This window comes from Candidatus Thermoplasmatota archaeon, assembly GCA_034660695.1.
Lineage (GTDB): Archaea > Thermoplasmatota > E2 > UBA202 > DSCA01 > JAYEJS01.
Map to the genome: position 1 here is coordinate 1 of JAYEJS010000107.1, position 5,717 is coordinate 5,717.

Here is a 5,717-nt window from a genome sequence, read left to right on the forward strand (position 1 = left end):
TTGACGATATCCAGAAGGATGTAACCCGGTTTATTGGGGATGAGAGGAATGGTGCTTTGCAGGTGGATGAATGTGGCTTTCCCAAGCAGGGAGAGCATTCAGTTGGTGTAAAACGTCAGCATTGTGGCCGTCTGGGCAAGATTGCCAACTGTCAGGTGGGCGTGTTTCTTGGCTACACCAAGGGGCCATATAGGACCTTGATCGATGAGCGTCTCTACCTTCCGAGAGCGTGGGCTGACGATGAGAACCGTCGAGAGGAGTGTGGGGTACCGGAAGACGTTGCATTTAAGAAAAAGACCGAGCTGGCATGGGAGATGATTCTTCACGCTAAAAGAAACGACGTTCCCTTTGGATGGATTGGCATGGATTCACTTTACGGAAGAGACGCATGGCTGAGAGGCCAGATTGACGGCGAGGGACTAACCTATGTCGCAGATATTCCCTGCAACACCCGAGTCTGGCTTACCCGTCCCCAGACCGGAGTACCAGCCCGAAAGGGAAATCGAGGCCCCGCTCCCACCAAAGAACGAGTGGTAGCAGGTGAGCCACAACCCGTGGAAGTGAGAACACTGAAGGACCAGCTCGGTGACGAGCAATGGGAAAAGGTGTTCGTACGCGATACCGAACGGAGAGAACTGTGGGCACAGATGGCATGTCTCCGTGTGTATCCCGTGGTTGACGGGCTTCCCGGTGACGAACTATGGCTAATCATCCGGAAGGACCTTGATAAGGAACGGGTGAAATACCAGTTGTGTAATGCATCGGCAGATACCAGCCTTGACAGGCTGGCCGCGATGTCTGCCAGCCGATACTGGATCAAACGGGCGTTTGAGGACGGGAAAGGCATCGCTGGCCTCGCCGATTACCAGGTGAGGGGGTGGACTGGCTGGCATCATCATATGACGATGACCTTGCTGGCGATGCTGGTATTGCTCCTGTTGGCTCTAGACATGGGAGAAAAAGCGGAGTTTTTAACCGTTCAAGATGTAAAAGAGATTCTTGAGGAAATCCTGCCCAAAAGAGAAATCACAGATGAAGAGCTGCTTCGTCTCATCCTGGAAAAGCACAAACGACGGGAATCAGCCCGGCGATCACATCACCGAAGAAACCAATAGCACATTCAAACCAAGACCACTGGAGAGATATACCTTCTTTTGAGCGGTAGCTTTCCCCCTTACCTTCAACATATACCCCGAAACGTCGATTTTGAGGAAGGACATCGTGATGAGGGCATGGCTTGTGGATTTTGGATCACCTGACGCCGCTTACCACCGACAATAATGAGGGTGACACAGGAAAAATGTGGAGAGAAAATTCTCTAATGTGACAAAGTCAAATTATTTAAATACCTTCAATTTTATAGACTGATACCATGAAAAAGAAATTTGCTTTTGCCGTTGTTTTTCTTTTATTTCTTACATTTACGGAAATAACTAGCACGAGCAATGTCCAGGGAAAAACGATATATGTCGGCGGAGCCGGTCAAGGAAATTATACAAGCATTCAAGATGCCGTCAATAATGCAAGCGATGGCGATGAAATTTATATATTTCCCGGATTTTATCACGAGCATGTTGTCATAAATAAATCAGTCTCCCTGATCGGAAAATCAGAAAATTCCACGGTAGTTGATGCGGATTTCACCGGCAATGCAATTGAAATACTGTCCAGCAGCGTAAAAATCTCAAACCTTACTGTAAGGAATGGCGGCGGCGAGAAAGAAAATGCATTGATAAAAGTATCCTCTGATGGAAATGAAATCAAAAATTGTACGTTGCATACGTGCAGGAACGGCATACTATTGAAGGGAAACGGAAATTGTATCAGTGGGTGTACAATCCATGAAAATGGAAATGGTGTTGAAATACAATCAGATGAAAATGATGTGGGCAACTGCATCCTATACAAAAACGGCATGGGCATCGAATTTTATAATGCATATAAAAATGTAATTTCAAAATGCATATTTCATACCAACGGGATAGGCGTGTATATGGAAAACTCATCAGGTAACGTAATAAATGGTTGTGACATATACAAAAATAGCGGCAATGAGGGTGGAATATTTTTTATTAACTCAGACGCAAACATCATAACCAATTCTTCTGTAAACCATAATGTATGGTCTGTAAGGCTTGTAAACTGTAATGAAAATGAGATAAGCAAATGCGAAATAAGTGAAAGTCGATTTGGAATAAAGATTGAGCAATGCCGTGGAAATGAAATCTATGGTTGCAACATAACCCGCAACAGATACGGCATCTATATTGAAAAATGCAGTATGGACAAAATTAATTTTAACAATATTGCCGACAACCATATGTATGGGCTATACGCAAAGTTTGGAATTGAAAATGCAAAGCATAACTGGTGGGGCTCCGCATCTGGCCCGGGATTGCTAGGGGATAGAATTTCGCCGGTATTCAGCAAAGTTTCTTACATGCCCTGGCTTTTGCAGCCCATACCTTTTGAAAAAAAATTTGTGGGAAATGGGGAAATGCTCAGCCAGTGCAATTGTCATTGTATTTCAGATGCAAGGGAAGGAACAAACGGCAGTACACGCATGGGAGACTGGGACCCCCTCGTGGATTTAAAATTAAAAGTGAATATTTTGAGGGTTAGAAACATCGATCTTGAGAACAAAAGTGTATTTTCAGTCGTGGGCATAGATGGAAGAGAAAATGCAAGCGATGTGATGAAGGGTATGGACATTTCCCCGGGGTGGAAAGCAATGCAGGATGTCCCTGATGACAAAGAAAATATTCCCGTTGTTATATATTTATTTGAGAAAAGGCTATTTAAAAAAGAGATAATTAAAGTCGGTCTGGTTTATAACATGGAGCGTGGAGAATGGTATGGGGATGATTACGTCGGCGATGAAGACGGATGTGGCCATATTACGGAAAACGGTTACGAGGTGTGGTTTGACATATCATTCAATGATTATGATGGAGATGGTCTCACTTATTGGGAAGAGACAAACGTTTACCATACCGACCCTGAAATAAATGATACCGGCAGTGATTCTGATAATGATGGGTTGCCGATGGAATGGGAGGATAAATGGGGATATAATCCGTTTGTAGCGGAAAATCATTCAGTTATGGATCCCGATGACGATGGATTAACAAACTTTCAGGAATGGCAATTGTCACAATGGCTTTCAGATCCTTTCAGGCAGGATATTTTCATAGAAGTAGACTATATGGCGGGCAAGAACGGAAGGAAGCCGTATATTCTTCCGGAAAAATCGAAGCAGATGCTCTATTCCTCTTTTACAAAGCACAATATCGTGATGCACGTTGATGATGGCTGCATGGGCGGCGGGGAGGAAATACCCTATAAAGAAAAAATAACATACAAAGAAAGCGAAGAGATATACTGGAAATATTTTCTGCACGGTAATATGCTAAACCCAAGAAAAGGCATATTCCATTATGCGATATTATGTTCCTACGGTGCCACAACGAGAGGAGGTTATTCATTCCAGGGTCTTGACAACCTGGACACATTTGTTCTTGCCGTACAGTATATTCGTGATTGGAGATTAAAAGAAAGTGAAAGAATGCTTTCTACGGCGAGCCTTTTCATGCATGAACTGGGACATAACCTTGGTTTATTTGAATATACTTTCAGCGGTATTGATAATGAAAGTTGCAATACTCCCTGGCATGTTGGATGGTATGTATACGAAGACTATAAAAGTTGTTTGAACTACAGATATTCCTTTTCCCTAGTGGATTATTCAGATGGCAGCCACAAAAAAAACGACTATGATGATTGGAGCAATATAGACCTTACATTTTTTAAAAATTCCAGGTACTATATCTAAAACCCTGACTTAAGAGAATATTTGGCATATATTGGCCCGAAGAAGATGTAAACCATTATGCCTGCCAGTAAAAGAAAACAACTGTAATCTTTTCCAGAAATAGCTGCTAAAAGAATGAGAACAACCGCAGGCACGGAAAGCAAACCCTCAATTTTTGGATAAGGTATGTTTGATATCATTATGATGGAAAGGCCTATCAATGTCACCAAAACACCCCACCATGGCAAGGAAAGACAGCACATTGTTACCACGGTTATCGCTGCAGCAGGGGTTGTCAGCCCGATAAAATATCTTTCATTTCCTATGTGGTATCTTATAAGGTGGAGCATGCCACCCAATAGAAACAATCCGCAGGAAAATAAGATGAAAATGTCTTTTATTGTAACATTGAATGAAGCATTGTACGTACTATAAACGATAACAAGCGGGGCTGCGCAGAAAGAAATCATATCAGAAAATTCATCCATATACTTTCCAATATCACCGCTAAGTTTTCTGAATTTTCTTGCCACCGCTCCGTCCATGCCATCTGCCAGTACCGCCAGCAAAATAAAAGAGAATGCCCACCTTGTTTCTCCTGATAGCACAAGGAAGATGGAGAATAATCCCAGCAGTCCATTCACGATGGTGAACGAATCTGCAAAGGAAAGCATCGATACAATTCCTTTCTTTTCCATATGCACCTCATAAAAGTGCCGCGGGGGGGGCTTGAACCCCCGACTTCCAGATCTTCAGTCTGGCGCTCTCCCAAACTGAGCTACCGCGGCTTCATAATATTCTTTTCAATTCATTTATTTTTGCCCCTAATTCATCCAGCAAATCCTTGAATTTCATTATAAATTTGTATGATTTATCAGTTGCTATAGCCCCTCTCGGTGACGGTCTTATGAGTCCTTCCTCCTCAAGTATCCGGAGTGAATACCGTACCTTATGTTGCGGAAACTTAGTAACTTCTGATAGTTTTATTATCCCAACAGGTCCTTTATCCAGTATAATCTTGAGTATTTTTATGTGTCTTTCCAGCAAACACAATTCCATTTTTAATTTATCATAAATGATATTTCCATCTGTATCGCATTCATTATTATATGACATTTATCTCAAGAAGTAAATGCATTTGTATACAAAAACCTTGCTGTTGGTTGACATAACTCAAGCTGTCTGCAGTTTTTCAATTTCTATCCTGCACGGAGTCGGAAGTTTTGATATTGCCCTTTTCAAAGCGACTTTTGCATTTTCCACATTGCCTTCGGTAGTACTTATAGTGATTATCTTCTGACCTGGTTGCACCCTCGCTGCGGTTCCCACCGGTTTGCCATAAGCGCTTCTCATACCCTGTGATACTCTGTCGGCACCTGCACCCGTTGCCTGCTTATTCTCCCTCACAACCACATGAGGATATACCCTTATTTTCATATGGTAATTCATTCTTCCCGCTTTCTTGGAGATATACCTATTTGCTGCGATACGTGCTGCTTCGAGAGCGCGGTGTAGTATCTGGCATTGTTCCTCGGCAAGGATTGAAAGGGAAACCGGAAAATCTCCATTTTGATTACCGAGATCAAACTGCGTTATGCGAAGGCCGGGCACGCCACCCATGTACTTCTTCCTTGTCGTGGGACGCCCCCTTATTTCTCTGTACATTCTTGCTGGTTTTCTTGACATGATACCACCGCTACATTGCATTTCTGTTTATAAAATTACTGGTGTAATTTCGGGTAATCCCCAATAAATTTGTTGAAGATTTAAATAGTAGGGGATAATTGCCTCTTAGCAGAAGAACATGCTAGGAGGGAAAAGATGGAAAAAAAGAAAGGTAAAAAATGCCTAAAAGATAGGCATGGAAATGTGGTAACCTGTCAAAATCCAGAATGCAAGGCTTACC

General features: G+C 42.6%; 5 protein-coding genes and 1 tRNA gene. 2 read left to right on the top strand and 4 right to left on the bottom strand.

Going from position 1 to position 5,717, the window contains the following annotated elements; translation table 11 throughout:
• A partial coding sequence (locus tag U9O96_05290) for an IS701 family transposase (GenBank protein MEA2054514.1) occupies window positions 1-1,115 on the top strand: 1,115 nt, incomplete at its 5' end.
• 257 nt (window positions 1,116-1,372) lie between these two features.
• The gene (locus U9O96_05295; protein ID MEA2054515.1) at window positions 1,373-3,832 is read left to right on the top strand and encodes a right-handed parallel beta-helix repeat-containing protein; all 2,460 of its coding nucleotides are present in this window, start codon (window positions 1,373-1,375) and stop codon (window positions 3,830-3,832) included.
• Here the strand turns inward: U9O96_05295 and U9O96_05300 are convergent.
• The 4 genes from U9O96_05300 to rplJ all read right to left on the bottom strand — a co-directional run bounded on the left by U9O96_05300 (window position 3,829) and on the right by rplJ (window position 5,497).
• Window positions 3,829-4,509 (bottom strand): CDP-alcohol phosphatidyltransferase family protein, encoded by a 681-nt coding sequence (locus U9O96_05300; GenBank protein MEA2054516.1) that lies wholly within the window; start codon window positions 4,507-4,509, stop codon window positions 3,829-3,831. The genes U9O96_05295 and U9O96_05300 overlap by 4 nt on opposite strands.
• A gap of 16 nt (window positions 4,510-4,525) precedes the next feature.
• Window positions 4,526-4,599 (bottom strand) — tRNA-Phe (locus tag U9O96_05305).
• 1 nt (window position 4,600) lies between these two features.
• Complete coding sequence (locus U9O96_05310) at window positions 4,601-4,927, bottom strand: hypothetical protein (GenBank protein ID MEA2054517.1); 327 nt, start codon at window positions 4,925-4,927, stop codon at window positions 4,601-4,603.
• Window positions 4,928-4,984: 57 nt separating this feature from the next.
• Window positions 4,985-5,497: a 50S ribosomal protein L16 gene (rplJ, locus tag U9O96_05315; GenBank protein MEA2054518.1), complete on the bottom strand. Its 513-nt coding sequence runs from the start codon at window positions 5,495-5,497 to the stop codon at window positions 4,985-4,987.
• Between the last annotated feature and the right edge of the window lie 220 nt (window positions 5,498-5,717).